This is a genomic window from Shewanella litoralis (assembly GCF_009828585.1).
Lineage (GTDB): Bacteria > Pseudomonadota > Gammaproteobacteria > Enterobacterales > Shewanellaceae > Shewanella > Shewanella litoralis.
In genome coordinates this window covers 1-13,152 of sequence record NZ_WSRZ01000006.1, presented here as the reverse complement: position 1 = coordinate 13,152, position 13,152 = coordinate 1, and the positions used below count along the sequence as shown (strand labels likewise).

The window sequence follows — 13,152 nt, the reverse complement described above, 5'->3', positions numbered from 1 at the left end:
TATCCAAAAACAAAAAGCGGATCGTGAGATCCGCTTTGTTTATTGTATTTTGCTTTATATTAAGCGTGGAGCGTTTAAGCACCACAGCATTTTTTATATTTTTTGCCACTGCCGCAAGTGCAAACGTCATTACGGTTAGGCTTGGCTTCAAAACTTACTGACTTAGGTTTATTCAATAACCCTGTTAGCTCAATAATGTTTTCTGCTTTTTCTGCATCGACAGTAATGTTGGCAAATAACTGGTTGTCGGCGACCAATGCCGCGACTTCGACTTTACGCGCTTCAGTTTGCACCGATAACAGTAATGGCGACAGTTCCGTGCCAGGTTTAGTCGCACGTTTGGTGTTATAACCGCTTTCGCCATATGCAGGCTTTGGGGTTTTACGACCTTTAAAAAAGAATTTATCAGACATGGTGGTGACCCATTAAATAGAATGATGATATTGGCGCAAGCTTATACAGCAAAAACGCAAAATGAGATATAAAAGTTTAAATAAAAAACCAGCGACGCATCGCTGGTTTTTTTTGTATCAATTTAACTGATTGATTAGGCTTCTATTTTGGCCAACTCAATTTTTTGCTCGTTTAATTTTTCAATATCGCGAGTTAAGTCGGTCATTTTAGCGCGTTCTTTATCAATGACTGCAGCAGGGGCTTTAGCCACAAAACCTTCATTAGAAAGCTTGCCTTCAATACGGGCAATTTCTTGCGCCAGTTTTTCTAACTGTTTGTCGATACGGGCCATTTCAGCGGCAACATCGATTAAGCCTGCCATTGGGATAAGCAGCTCCATATTGCCCACTAACTGCGTGGTCGACATTGGCGCTGTTTCACCTTCTTCAAGCACTGTGATGGTTTCAAGCTTAGCAAGACTTGCAAAGAAAGCCTGATTGGCTTCAAGGCGGATACGGTCTTGGTAGCTTACACCACGCACTAATGCATTAAGTGGCTTAGACGGTGCAATGTTAAGTTCGGCGCGAATGTTACGCACTGCCACAATCACTTGCTTAACCCATTCTAAATCAGCCATTGCGGTGGCATCAACTTGATCTGCTTGATAGGTTGGGAAAGTGGCCAACATCAAGGTATCACCAGTTACGCCAGCTAAAGGCTTAACACGTTGCCAAATGGTTTCGGTAATGTACGGCATGATTGGGTGCATTAAACGCTGCATTTTTTCAAGCACGGTCACCAAGGTATGGCGAGTACCGCGCATTTGCGCTTCGCTGCCATGTTGCATTACAGGCTTGGTTAACTCTAAATACCAGTCACAGAATTGGTTCCAGGTGAACTCGTATAAGGTGTTAGCCGCTAAGTCAAAACGGTATGCAGCCATGTAGTCGTCGAAGGTTTTAACGGTTTGATTAAATAAACCAATAATCCAACGGTCGGCTAATGACAGTTCCATTTCACCTGGTTTGCCATCAACTAAGATTTGGCCGCAATCAAGTGGCGTGCCGGCTTCGTCGCTGTCTGGGTTTGTTTGAGTTTCGGTGTTCATCAGCACGTAGCGTGATGCGTTCCATAACTTATTACAGAAACTGCGGTAACCGTCTAGGCGCTTCATGTCCCAGTTAATGTCACGACCGGTTGATGCCATTGCAGCTAAAGTAAAGCGCAGTGCGTCAGTGCCGTGAGCTTCAATGCCGTCAGCAAATTCTTTGCGAGTGCTTTTTTCAATTTTTGCGGCCAGCTGTGGCTGCATCATATTGCCGGTACGTTTTTCAACTAGCGTTTCGAGTTCAATACCGTCAATCATGTCTAATGGGTCAAGTACGTTACCTTTCGATTTTGACATCTTGTTACCGGCTTCGTCACGGATAAGACCGGTCACGTAAACGGTTTTAAAAGGCACCTGTGGTTTGCCGTTTTCATCTTTAATGAAATGCATGGTCATCATGATCATGCGGGCAACCCAGAAGAAAATAATGTCAAAACCTGTGACCAACACGTCGGTTGGGTGGAAGGTTTTTAAGTCTTCTAAATTGTCTGGCCAACCTAGGGTTGAGAAGGTCCATAATGCTGAACTGAACCAGGTATCAAGTACGTCATCGTCCTGGCGCAGTACTGCTGAATCGGCAAGCTTATGTTTGGCGCGCACTTCTGCTTCGTTACGACCTACATACACTTTACCATTTTCGTCGTACCAGGCTGGAATGCGGTGTCCCCACCATAACTGACGTGAAATACACCAGTCGTTAATGTCGCGCATCCACGAAAAATACATGTTTTCGTATTGCTGTGGCACAAATTTGATTTCGCCGGTTTCAACCGCTTCAATGGCGGTTTTGGCCATAGACTCAACCGCAACATACCATTGGTCTGTTAGTAATGGTTCAATGACCACACCAGAGCGATCGCCATAAGGCACTTTTAAGCCATGTGGTGCGACTTTTTCAAGTAAACCTAAGGTGTCAAACTCTGCCACGATAGCGTCACGTGCTTTAAAACGGTCCAGCCCAACATAACGCTCAGGTAGTGCCATTTCGACGTCTTTGTTTGGCGTGCCGTCGGTGTTAATCACTTCAACAAAGCTACGTACAGATGCATCTAGGGTGAAGATGTTGTACATAGGCAATGCATGACGTTTACCCACTTCATAGTCGTTAAAGTCATGTGCTGGGGTGATTTTTACGCAGCCGGTACCAAATTCCATGTCGACATAATCGTCAGCCACAATGGGCACCAGACGGTTAACGATTGGCAGTAAAATGAATTTTCCAATGAGTGACTGATAACGCTCGTCATCTGGGTGCACGGCAACTGCGCTGTCACCTAACATGGTTTCAGGGCGGGTAGTTGCAACTTCTAAATAATCTTTACCGTCTGCGGTAAGTGCGCCTTGCGCCAAAGGATAGCGAAAGTGCCACATGTGGCCTTGCTTCTCTTTGTTTTCAACTTCCAGGTCTGAAATGGCGGTGTGTAGTTTTGGATCCCAGTTCACCAGGCGCTTACCGCGATAAATTAATTCATCATCATATAGGCGTACAAACACTTCTTGCACAGCTTTTGATAAGCCTTCGTCCATGGTAAAACGTTCACGATCCCAATCAACAGAGGCGCCCATACGACGAAGTTGTTTGGTGATAGTACCGCCAGACTGTGCTTTCCAGTCCCATACTTTGTCGATAAATGCATCACGGCCTAAATCATGGCGTGTTTTGCCTTCTTCCGCTTCAAGTTTACGCTCAACTAACATTTGAGTCGCAATACCTGCATGGTCGGTACCCACTTGCCAAAGGGTGTTTTTGCCCTTCATACGTTGATAGCGGGTAAGGGTATCCATGATCGTGTCTTGGAATGCATGACCCATGTGTAAGCTACCGGTTACGTTCGGTGGCGGGATCATGATGCAATAGTTGCCTTGTGATTCATCGCCATGCGGCTTGAAGTAACCTTGCTCTTCCCAGTTTTGGTAAAGGGCTTGTTCGATAGACTTTGGGTTGTATGTTTTTTCCATAGGAGCGTTATGTTCTCTATCTAAATTAAGTGTTTATTCTGCTAATGCTTGAGTGCTAGGTGTAATGCCTGCACTTTGATATTGACGGTAGCGATTGCGGGCAATGCGCTTGAGCTCATCGTCATTAGCGACAAAATCGATAATATGGGGCAAGTTTACCGCAAAAGTGGGCATGTGGTCTGCAAGATTAATCAGAACTTGGCGACTTTTATTTGGCCCTAAGGTGTCAAAACCAATTTCGACCGGCGCCCCTGTCACTGGGCCTTCACCTTTTAAATTGTGCGGCACAAAGGCATTGGGCTCAAATTGCCACAGTAACTCGTCAATTGCATAGGCTTGTTGCTTGTCTTTGCAGTGAATATAGACGGTTTTTTGTTGACGATAGTGTTGTTCAGCTAACCGGCAGGCAGCCAAATAAAGCGCATCTAATGCACTCATTTGATTATGATTATCAGGCATAAGGTAAAACAAGGCTTGAGTCATGTTGTGCAGCTTTTTACCGGTTAATAATTTGGCCACGAGTTTACACTAAAATCGCTTGCGGGTTAATGGCTGTCTGCAGTGGTTTTTATAGGATGTTGGACTCGCTGAGTATCCCTAACGTCAGTTTAATTGTGCTGATTAAGCCGATATAGAGCGCGATCATAATGGATTTTCTACGCCGTTGAGGTAACAGCTCTGTGATGAAGGGCCGTTGAAGAGATGATTGCTGTGGCGTTAAGCTTGAACGCCACAGCACAAACCATCTAATTGTTAAAGAGTAAGGAGTATCATTAATCATTAGCTGCTGTTTACGCCATGGGCCTAGCAGCAGTAGTCGGGTATAAACCCGTTGCTCATTAATGGATAAGTTAAAACGAGTCGTAAAGCGGTCGTAACTGACCTCTATTTTGTGATTATCAATTAGATGTGTTTTGTGTTGCTGACGCTCAAATCGCATTGGGTACCCCTAACGAATGAATTCACATTTTACATGAGTAGGGCTTGTGCCTTTGGTGCACTCATTTAATGCTCTGCGTTGCGCTTTTAACATTGAGTCATAACCAAAACCGTAGCCATAGCGAATATGACCACTATCGCTCACTGATACGGCAAGTGCTTTATTGTTTTTAAAGTCTTTAAATTGAATTAACACATCAATCAGCTTTTGATCATTTGTGATGAATTGACATGCTTTAGCTTGCGGGTTTTGTTCACAGACTACTGGATATTGCTCAAATACAGAGTAGGAAATATCGATACTGTCAAACCAAGAGGACCAGCTGGTTGCTTGAGTCTCAATTGTAATGTCAGCAGGAACCTGAATTTGCAGATGTTGATCGTCAGAATCTTGTTGCCCTAACCAGACTAAGTTGAGTTTATTGTCGTTAGGATGGCCATTGGCAACGAGCACGTCGCCAGCGCAATTGTCACACAGTTGCTCGTCAGCTTTGATGATTGAGACTTGGGTTGAATGGCCAGTAGCGCCACCGCAGCTTCGTTCAAAGATAACAGCCTTATACATTTTATCTAATGAAAGTGATTCGGTGTAAACGCTGTTACCGCACATGGAACTGAGTAGCCAGCCCAATAAAATTGCCACTAATCCATAAAGCGCCAATGCACTAACGATTGTAATGATGATGACTTTTAGCGCTTTCATCTGAAGATCCCTTTCAGCGAGATTATATTAATAATTATGCGGTTATCATATTTGCAAACGAGAGAATAAACTTGTTACGAATGCGTAACAAGTTAACAATTGTTTAGGCTATTTTGTTCGCTTAAATGTTTGCCGAACGGCGTAGTCGATAGCGGTATTTTTAGCGAATAGAATGAGTAGATGATTAATACCATTGCGCATTAATAAGCGCCCCTGGTTAACGTGTTTAACATAATGGCGCTGGATTTAAGATGTTGAGTTTTGGCAGTTTGGTTTTTTAGTGCTGAGCAATACTGATCTCTTGGGTAAAGTATCGGTCATAGATTGCTTGATACTGCCCTGATGTTTTTAGTTCATCAAATGCTTGTTGCCAGAGTGCCACTACCTCGTCACTGGTGTCGTTTGAAAAAGCAATGTACAAGGTTGAGTCGTAAAGCTTAACCGGCGTACGCTCAATGGTATCAATATCGATATTTGCCGCTTTGGCTAAAAATGGCATCACTAATTCGCTCATTGGCGCTACGTCTACACGGCCATAGCTGAGCATCTTTAGCGATTGTAACTGCGCTTTATCGGTACTGAGGTTGGTAAATCCTTGAGCGTTTAAGTAAGTATGATCGGCATTATCAAGCACCACGCCAATATTTTGTACTCGCTTGAGATCTGTTAAGTGATTGATTGTTAATTGCGAGCTTCGCTTTTTATAAAAATATACGCCGCTAGTAATGATAGGCCCGACCCACTTCATGCTCTGCTCGCGCTCAGGTCTTTTCGCGATAGCAAACAAGGCCGTATTGGATTGTGACTTTAACAACTGAAAAGCTCTATTAAAAGGGTATATTTCAATATCAGTTTTAGCATCAACGCGGCTGTTTTGTATCATCGCCTGAATAATGTCGACAGAAAATCCACTTAGCACTCCGTTATTTTGGTAACTAAAAGGCCGTAGTGGGTGGGTAATAAATTGGGTGTGGTTGAGCGATTGTGCTGCTAGCTTGTTTAAAGGCGTTAAGGTCGCAAGCGCACACATTAATATGGTGAAGAGGCTTAATTGAGAGTATTTCATCAATTAATGGCCGATTGTAGGGGACTAGAGTGTTGAGCATGCCGTGCCATTCAATCAATTCCTTCTGATTGTTGAGTCAGTATATAACGTCGTTTTTAGCGATGTTGTTCGATGATATTGTTCGATATTTAATCTACCATGTAATGAGGTTATAAAACAAACTATAACCTCACCATTATTGCGTTTACTTATGCGTTATTCTGAAGCATCTTCGCTTGATATTTGACTTAGTCTTGCCGGATCGGGGAAAACAAAGTGTTGTTTGATTTGTTCCCAAGAATCATGACGTTTAACGATATATCCCACTGAGACTAATATTGAGCAAACTAAAATACCCCATCCAATCGCGTTGTCACCTAAGTCTGCCCAAAGCACGACTAAGCTGGATGCGCCGAAGGCAATCGAAATTTGAATGAAATTCTGTAATCCAGCGGCTTTTGACGCGTTGTGTTTAAATTCTTGCAGCGCATTGTTAACGACGATGGGATAAATTGCACCATTACTACCAGCAAGTAGTGAAAACGCAATTAATAACGGCCAAATGGTGTCGGAGTTGATTAACACGCTTGATACAAAAATGGCTGCGGTGCAATAACCAAAGAAAATCAGTAAGCAAGTTAATGTGGCTTGGGGTCCCAGCTTTTTGATGAATATTTTACTGGAGTAGCCACCGACGATAAACATGATTGTTTGTGGAATAAAACTTAAACCAATTTCAGTTGCGGCATAACCATATTGTTCCATTACCGCCGGCCATAAGGTTAAGTAGGCAAAAAAAGCCCCTGAGCATGCGCCAAATATTAATACATTACCCAAGTAGCGAGTATTGCTGAGTAGTTGCACATAGCTAATATGTGCTTTATTTTCTTGGGCAAGTTTTGACTCTTTAGGCACAAAAATACAGGTCATTGCAATCAGCATAACGGCGATGATACACAAACAGATAAACACTGCTCGCCAACCAAAACTGTTTAATACAAATGCACCCACAATAGGGGCTAGCGCAGGAGAAAGAGCAACTAACGGCATGATATTAGAAAATATGTTTTGCGCTTTATCTGCTGGGTATTGTTCAATCACAATCGCCTGCCAAATTACTGCGGTGCTACACGCTCCAATGGCTTGAAAAAAGCGCGCAATGTTCATTGTCATGATGTTGTCACTGGTTGCAATCAATGCACTTGCCAACATAAATAAACCTAAGCCAACCAGTAGGGCGTTTCGTTTGCCTATTTTATGGACTAACGGACCATACAGTAACTGACCTATTGCAAGCCCAGCTAAAAAGCTGGTTAGCGAAATAGCCACTTCTGAGGTGGTGGCATTAAATGTCCCTTCAATGGATTTGAATGAAGGTAGGTACATGTCTGTTGCAATAAACCCTAACATACTCAGCAAAGCTAAATAAAAAAGAAAAAAATAAAACATTAATTTTGTTGATTTAGTGTTAGTAATTATATTGTTGCTGCTAAATTCTGACATCTTTAGTTCTATTGGCCTGAATAAAAAACAGTAGCTTAATAGCTTACTAAATTAGCGGGAAACGTTTATTTTTGACTATTGCTATCAAAAATATTGATGGATTAGAGCGAGGTATTTATTTAGGATATATTTTTATGTTTGTTGATTTTAGATAAATATCCATTTTTAATGAGTTAAATCAATATGCTTTCACAGCAAACTTTCGAATTAATTGATGTTGTTGCCCAAACAGGCAGCTTTACTGCGGCGGCAAAAAAATTACATAAAGTGCCATCTGCTATTAGTTATTCAATTAAACAAATTGAAACGGAATTAGGTGTTGAGCTATTTATTCGCCACCATCGCAGTGTGACGTTAACCCCTGCTGGTAAGCATTTTGCAGCCAAAGCTCGTGTCTTTTTGGCTGATATGGCGCTGATGAAGCGCGACACTCAACGAGTGGCGAACGGCTGGAAGCCCACTTTGTCAATTGCGCTTGATAACATCGCGAGAACCGACAGTGTACACGCCTTAATTGCTGACTTTTATAGGCAGTTTCAAGATGTTGAGTTAATTATTCGTATCGAAGTGTTTAATGGCGTATGGGAGGCGCTTGCTACTGGTCGTAGTGATATTGCGATTGGTGCCACTACCGCCAATCCGGTTGGCGGGGCTTATAAGTTTACTTATATGGGCGACATTGATTGGTTGTTTGTTGTCAGTGCTGGGCATCCGTTAACCGATATTGTGCGGCCTTTGATTGATGATGAACTTAAAGTGTTTCCGTCTATTTGTTTGGAGGATACTTCACGAGAAATTCCTAAACGAACCGATTGGCTGTTAAATGGTCAGCGACGTTTGGTTGTGCCCGACTGGCACAGTGCGATTAATTGTTTTGTCGAAGGGCTTGGCGTTGGCTATATGCCTGCTCATTTAGCACAACCATTAATTGAATCGGGTAGGTTAGTGAGCAAGGTGTTGAGTCGAGTTAAGCAACCGAGTCCATGTTGTCTGGCATGGAATGATGAACAAATGTCACCCGCATTGGCCTGGGTATTAGATTATCTTGGTGATGGCGAACAGTTACATCGTCAATGGCTGGCCTAACTTGAGGGCTAATTTGAGAGCTAATTTAAGTCGTCTAATTCTGGTTGCCCACTCAATAACACTAAGCTCAATAAAGCTTTACTCAATAGCACTTCGCTCAATAGCACTACGCTTAATAAAACTATATTCAACGTGACTATATTCAACGTGACTACCTTCAACGTCTCTAAACTGAAGCTCTCTAATCTTAAAGTCATGCGACTTGACGTGATAATAATCTACCATCCCAATAAAACCGTAACAAAAAAGGGTAAAGCTTGCGCTTTACCCTTTTGTTATGCGTTAAGCCCAAGCTTACTCGCTAATTTCAACACCAGCACGATTAATTAAGAACTGGCTTAAAATCGGCACCGGACGACCGGTTGAACCTTTGTTTGCGCCGCTATTCCAAGCAGTACCAGCCACGTCTAAATGCGCCCAGTTGTACTTTTTAGCAAAGCGAGACAAGAAACACGCCGCAGTGATTGAACCCGCAGGGCGACCACCAAGGTTCGTCATGTCAGCAAATGGGCTATCTAGCATGTCTTGGTACTCATCCCACAATGGCATGCGCCATGCGCGATCACCACTTTGCTCACCAGCATTAAGCAATTCATGTGCTAATGGATTATGCGAGCTAAACAAGCCTGAAGCGTGTTTGCCTAATGCAATCACACATGCACCGGTTAGGGTCGCCGTGTCAATGACAAGCTCAGGATCGAAGCGTTCAACGTAAGTTAATACGTCACATAATACTAAGCGGCCTTCAGCGTCAGTATTTAGCACTTCAACCGTTTGACCAGACATAGTGGTCAAAATGTCACCAGGGCGATAAGCATTGCCCGCAGGCATGTTTTCACATCCGGCCAGCACACCAATCACATTGATAGGCAACTTCATTTCACATAATGCTTTCATGGTGCCAATAACACCGGCAGCGCCGCCCATGTCGTATTTCATTTCATCCATGCCTTCGCCTGGTTTTAATGAAATTCCGCCAGAGTCAAAGGTTAACCCTTTACCGACAAGTACAATCGGTTTTTCTGTGCTGTTGACTGCGCCTTGATATTCCATCACTGTCATGATTGATTCATTGCTGCTGGCACGGCCGACAGCAAGGTATGAGTTCATGCCCAACTTTGCCATTTGCTCTTCGCCGACAGTTGTCACTTTAAGGTTTTCGTACACTTCAGCCATTTGACGTGCTTGTGACGCTAAATAAGCAGGGTTACAAATGTTTGGTGGCATGTTAGCCACGTCGCGGCATAAATGCATACCTGCTGACACAGCTGCTCCGTGCTCAATAGCGCGCTCACCAATGGTGAGTTCACGGCGTGTCGGTACATTAAACACCATTTTACGCAGTGGACGACGAGTTTCACCCTTGCGGGTTTTTAATGCGTCAAACGAATATAAGCTGTTTTGAGTGGTTTCAACGGCTTGGCGAACTTTCCAGTAGGTGTCGCGGCCTTTGACATGCAACTCAGTTAAGAAGCATACTGCTTCCATTGAGCCTGTTTCGTTCAATGTGCTAATGGTTTTGGTGATGATTTGTTTGTATTGGCGCTCGTCTAGCTCGCGCTCTTTACCACAGCCAACTAATAATACTCGCTCACTCAATACGTTGGGTACGTGATGCAATAGCAACATCTGTCCTGGCTTACCTTCAAGGTCACCACGACGAAGTAGGTTACTAATATAACCTTCACTGATTTTATCCAATTGCTCTGCGATACCAGATAAACGGCGAGGTTCGTAGACACCAACAACGATACAGGCTGAACGTTGCTTTTCGGGGCTGCCGCTCTTTACGCTAAACTCCATGAGCACTCCTAGATTCTTAAAGACAAATTTTTATATTTATTAGATAATGTTTGCATTAGGCCATCTGGCATATATTCAACGAAAAGGTGTTAACTGTTTGGGATTATTAACTAAAAATAGGCGAAAAGTGACTGCCCAAATAGATGTTAATCACGACCCCAAAGCACCTTCCGCGCTGGTCAGAAAACTAGCAAAACTGCTGAAAGTAGACAGTTTACATGAAAGTTACTCTGATACCAGTAAAAAGATAAGTTTAGCCACCGGATCCTACTTGTGATTGTATTTAGATACCTGATTGGTGAAGTTTTAAAAGCGCAATTTGCGGTACTTTTGGTACTGTTAACTATTTTTATTAGCCAACAATTTGTGCGCGTGTTGGCCGACGCTTCTGACGGCGAATTTCCAGCATCATTAGTGATGACATTGCTGGGGTTAAACCTGCCTCAATTAACCGTATTAGTGTTGCCGCTGAGTTTCTTTTTAGCCATTTTGTTGGCTCATGGCCGTATGTATGCCGAGAATGAAATGGTGGTATTGCATGGCGTAGGGGTTAGCGAATGGTATGTCACCCGCGTCACATTGCTTGTTGCGCTTGGTAATTTGATTTTTACCGCTTATCTGTCGGTTTATGTTGGCCCATGGGCAGAAGAGCGCCAAAACCAAGTATTAGAGAAAGCCCAGTCGGAGGCAGGCCTTGCCGCCTTGACTCAAGGTCGCTTCCAGGCCAGTCCCAACGGGCGTGCGGTGCTGTTTGTTGAACGCATAAATAAAGATAACTCGTTAGAAAATGTTTTTGTGGCGCAGTTGCCAGATCCTGAAGATGAAGATGGCTTAACCAATATTGTTGTTGCTCAGCAAGGCCGAGTGATAGAAGACAATATCGGGAGTCAACAATTGCAACTTGAAAGCGGGGTGCGTTACCAAGGTAGTCCAAATTCTCTTGATTTACAGACCATTGAGTTTGGCGGTTATAAAATGGAAATTAAAGAGCAAGAAGTGGATGAGCGGCGTCGCAAATTGTCTGCTCTGCCTGTAGATGAACTATTGGCCACACCAGGGCCAGAAGCTGCCGCAGAGTTTCAATGGCGTTTGGCGATTCCGATAGCGATTCCATTAATGACATTAATTGCTGTGCCTTTAGCGCGAGTTAACGTTCGTCAGGGTAAGTTTGCCAAAATGTTCCCAGCAATTTTATTGTACTTAGGTTATTTTGGCTTGATGGTAGCGGGACGTAAGGCCTTGCAAGATGAGGTGGTACCCCAATATTTAGGCATGTGGTGGATCCACGGTTGTGCATTGATATTAGGGTTACTGTTATTAATTAAAGAGCGGCCATCAGGTAAAAAGTTGCTGGGCTTATTTAAACGTAAGCAGGTGGCTGCATGAGAATTTTAGATCTTTATATCGCCCGAATGATTATTAGTACGTCGGCGTTGTGTTTGCTCATTTTAACTGGCCTGTCGGGCATTATTAAATGGGTTGATCAGCTACGTGTTGTCGGGCGTGGCACTTACACGTTAATTGATGCGGGCATCTACGTGTTATTTTTAGTGCCACGAGACATTGAAATGTTTTTCCCGATGGCCGTGCTGCTTGGCGCGTTAATCGGCATGGGGATGTTGGCGTCTAACTCTGAGCTTGTGGTGATGCAGGCTTCAGGTATGTCGCGTTTACAAATCACTCAATCGGCGATGAAAACCGCTATTCCACTGATGATTATGGTGATGGCGTTAGGAGAGTGGGGCGCTCCCATAGCGGAAAAAAGCGCTAAAGAATTACAAGCGGTTAAAACCTCAGGTGGCAGCTTAATTAAATCTCATCGCGGTGTTTGGGCTAAAGATGGCGATATGTTCGTCAATATTGGTGAAGTGATCAATGTCGATTCACTCAATAATGTCACTTTGTATCGATTTAATGATGAGCTAGCAATTACCAGTGTGACGCATGCAGAACAAGCCTTATTTAAAGGTGATGTTTGGAAGCTCATTGGCGTTAATCATACCTCGATACAAGATGAAAGGGTCGTTCGAGATTATCTAGACAGCGATATTTGGCGCTCTTCACTGACACCAGATAAATTGAGTGTCGTATCTGTTAAGCCTGAGTCGTTATCCATTAGAGGCCTACTCGATTATTTAGACTATTTAGAGATTAACCAGCAAGACTCAAGTCGATATGATTTGGCATTATGGCGCAAGATTATGCAGCCAGTGACGGTGGCAGTAATGATGCTGGTGGCCTTATCGTTTGTGTTTGGTCCATTGCGTACGGTCACCATGGGCGCGAGGGTGTTATTAGGCGTGGTCGCAGGCTTTAGTTTTTACATTAGTAACCAAATATTTGGCCCAATGAGTATTGTTTACGAGATACCTGCATTTATTGGGGCTGTTGCACCTAGTGTGCTATTTACTGGCTTTGCGTTGTACTACATCCGAAAATAAATGTTTGGCTAACGCTATAAACAAAAATGGCAACCAGTTGGTTGCCATCAGACTGCTGACAAAGCTCTAGACATTCGTCTAGGGCTTTGATCTAATAGAAGTACAGATAATAACCAAGTTTATCATCATGCTTCGAGAGCCTAGTCCACAGCAATATGAATTAGAGATGGTG

Annotated in this window: 11 protein-coding genes; 3 read left to right on the top strand and 8 right to left on the bottom strand. The window is 43.4% G+C overall.

Annotated elements, in window-relative coordinates; genetic code table 11:
- Positions 1–74: 74 nt before the first annotated feature.
- From GQA99_RS06830 to punC, 7 genes are all read right to left on the bottom strand, one after another.
- A complete protein-coding gene (locus GQA99_RS06830) occupies positions 75–413 on the bottom strand; it encodes a PBPRA1643 family SWIM/SEC-C metal-binding motif protein (RefSeq protein WP_160053151.1) in 339 nt (112 codons plus the stop codon).
- A gap of 134 nt (positions 414–547) precedes the next feature.
- Positions 548–3,460 carry a valine--tRNA ligase gene (locus GQA99_RS06825; protein ID WP_160053150.1) on the bottom strand — a complete coding sequence of 971 codons (2,913 nt, stop codon included), beginning with the start codon at positions 3,458–3,460 and terminating at the stop codon, positions 548–550.
- A 33-nt stretch (positions 3,461–3,493) separates the two neighbouring features.
- Positions 3,494–3,943: a DNA polymerase III subunit chi gene (locus tag GQA99_RS06820; protein ID WP_160053279.1), complete on the bottom strand. Its 450-nt coding sequence runs from the start codon at positions 3,941–3,943 to the stop codon at positions 3,494–3,496.
- Positions 3,944–4,028: 85 nt separating this feature from the next.
- On the bottom strand, positions 4,029–4,400 hold the full coding sequence (locus GQA99_RS06815) for a hypothetical protein (protein WP_160053149.1): 372 nt from the start codon (positions 4,398–4,400) through the stop codon (positions 4,029–4,031).
- A gap of 9 nt (positions 4,401–4,409) precedes the next feature.
- Positions 4,410–5,102, bottom strand: coding sequence for a hypothetical protein (locus GQA99_RS06810; RefSeq protein ID WP_160053148.1), 693 nt, complete (start codon positions 5,100–5,102; stop codon positions 4,410–4,412).
- Between the two features lie 277 nt (positions 5,103–5,379).
- Positions 5,380–6,168 carry a substrate-binding periplasmic protein gene (locus GQA99_RS06805; protein ID WP_160053147.1) on the bottom strand — a complete coding sequence of 263 codons (789 nt, stop codon included), beginning with the start codon at positions 6,166–6,168 and terminating at the stop codon, positions 5,380–5,382.
- Between the two features lie 195 nt (positions 6,169–6,363).
- Positions 6,364–7,650: a purine nucleoside transporter PunC gene (gene punC / locus GQA99_RS06800; protein WP_160053146.1), complete on the bottom strand. Its 1,287-nt coding sequence runs from the start codon at positions 7,648–7,650 to the stop codon at positions 6,364–6,366.
- 183 nt (positions 7,651–7,833) lie between these two features.
- Here punC and punR point away from each other — a divergent pair, with 183 nt between their 5' ends.
- Positions 7,834–8,736: a DNA-binding transcriptional activator PunR gene (punR, locus tag GQA99_RS06795; RefSeq protein WP_160053145.1), complete on the top strand. Its 903-nt coding sequence runs from the start codon at positions 7,834–7,836 to the stop codon at positions 8,734–8,736.
- A gap of 294 nt (positions 8,737–9,030) precedes the next feature.
- On the opposite strand, the gene pepA is transcribed toward punR, so the two are convergent.
- Positions 9,031–10,539 carry a leucyl aminopeptidase gene (gene pepA / locus GQA99_RS06790; protein ID WP_160053144.1) on the bottom strand — a complete coding sequence of 503 codons (1,509 nt, stop codon included), beginning with the start codon at positions 10,537–10,539 and terminating at the stop codon, positions 9,031–9,033.
- A gap of 273 nt (positions 10,540–10,812) precedes the next feature.
- Between pepA and lptF the strand changes: the two genes are divergently transcribed.
- On the top strand, positions 10,813–11,925 hold the full coding sequence (lptF, locus tag GQA99_RS06785; protein ID WP_160053143.1) for an LPS export ABC transporter permease LptF: 1,113 nt from the start codon (positions 10,813–10,815) through the stop codon (positions 11,923–11,925).
- Positions 11,922–12,980: an LPS export ABC transporter permease LptG gene (gene lptG, locus GQA99_RS06780; protein WP_160053142.1), complete on the top strand. Its 1,059-nt coding sequence runs from the start codon at positions 11,922–11,924 to the stop codon at positions 12,978–12,980. The genes lptF and lptG overlap by 4 nt, the downstream gene beginning before the upstream one ends.
- Positions 12,981–13,152: the final 172 nt, after the last annotated feature.

Excerpts from the sequence above, each read along its gene's own strand:
- GQA99_RS06815 (WP_160053149.1), bottom strand. The coding sequence starts at position 4,400 with ATGCGATTTGAGCGTCAGCAACACAAAACACATCTAATTGATAATCAC.
- punR (WP_160053145.1), top strand. The coding sequence starts at position 7,834 with ATGCTTTCACAGCAAACTTTCGAATTAATTGATGTTGTTGCCCAAACA.
- GQA99_RS06820 (WP_160053279.1), bottom strand. The coding sequence starts at position 3,943 with ATGACTCAAGCCTTGTTTTACCTTATGCCTGATAATCATAATCAAATG.
- pepA (WP_160053144.1), bottom strand. The coding sequence starts at position 10,539 with ATGGAGTTTAGCGTAAAGAGCGGCAGCCCCGAAAAGCAACGTTCAGCC.
- GQA99_RS06810 (WP_160053148.1), bottom strand. The coding sequence starts at position 5,102 with ATGAAAGCGCTAAAAGTCATCATCATTACAATCGTTAGTGCATTGGCG.
- GQA99_RS06830 (WP_160053151.1), bottom strand. The coding sequence starts at position 413 with ATGTCTGATAAATTCTTTTTTAAAGGTCGTAAAACCCCAAAGCCTGCA.
- punC (WP_160053146.1), bottom strand. The coding sequence starts at position 7,650 with ATGTCAGAATTTAGCAGCAACAATATAATTACTAACACTAAATCAACA.
- lptG (WP_160053142.1), top strand. The coding sequence starts at position 11,922 with ATGAGAATTTTAGATCTTTATATCGCCCGAATGATTATTAGTACGTCG.
- GQA99_RS06825 (WP_160053150.1), bottom strand. The coding sequence starts at position 3,460 with ATGGAAAAAACATACAACCCAAAGTCTATCGAACAAGCCCTTTACCAA.
- GQA99_RS06805 (WP_160053147.1), bottom strand. The coding sequence starts at position 6,168 with ATGAAATACTCTCAATTAAGCCTCTTCACCATATTAATGTGTGCGCTT.